This is a genomic window from Mesorhizobium sp. M5C.F.Ca.IN.020.32.2.1 (assembly GCF_004023105.1).
Lineage (GTDB): Bacteria > Pseudomonadota > Alphaproteobacteria > Rhizobiales > Rhizobiaceae > Mesorhizobium > Mesorhizobium wenxiniae.
This window is the reverse complement of sequence record NZ_RZSX01001622.1, coordinates 1-518: the sequence shown is the minus strand read 5'-3', so window position 1 is coordinate 518 and position 518 is coordinate 1. Positions and strand designations below refer to the sequence as shown.

Here is a 518-nt window from a genome sequence, read left to right as displayed (position 1 = left end):
CGCTAGAGCCCTCGATCCCTGAAATCGTGCTGACTGAAGGCGCCTATCTCCACAAGGCCGACGGCTCCCGCATCCTGGATGCGATTTCTTCCTGGTGGGTCGTCACTCATGGCCACCGCCACCCCCGCATCATGAAGGCCATCGAGACGACCGCGTCGAACCTCGACCAGATCATCTTCGCGGGCTTTACCCACGAGCCGGCCGAGCGCCTGGCCGAGGCGCTTGTCGGCCTCGCACCCGCCGGCCTTGACCGGGTGTTCTATTCCGACAGTGGCTCGACCTCAATCGAAGTCGCGCTGAAGATGGCGCTCGGCTATTTCCGCAACATCGGCGCGCCGCGTTCGCGCATCGTCGTCATGGAGCACAGCTATCATGGTGACACGATCGGGGCGATGAGCGTCGGCGCCCGTGGCGTGTTCAACGCCGCCTACGAGCCCTTGCTGTTCGAGGTCGACACCATCCCCTTCCCGGCCGCCGGGCGCGAGCAGGAAACGCTGGATCGGTTCGAGGCACTCTCC

The 518-nt window shown here is 64.9% G+C and carries 1 protein-coding gene; it reads left to right on the top strand.

All coding sequences use genetic code 11. The features are described from left to right. Nucleotides 1–518: aminotransferase class III-fold pyridoxal phosphate-dependent enzyme (locus tag EOA86_RS37810; protein ID WP_128345897.1), on the top strand; the 518-nt coding region annotated here is incomplete at both ends.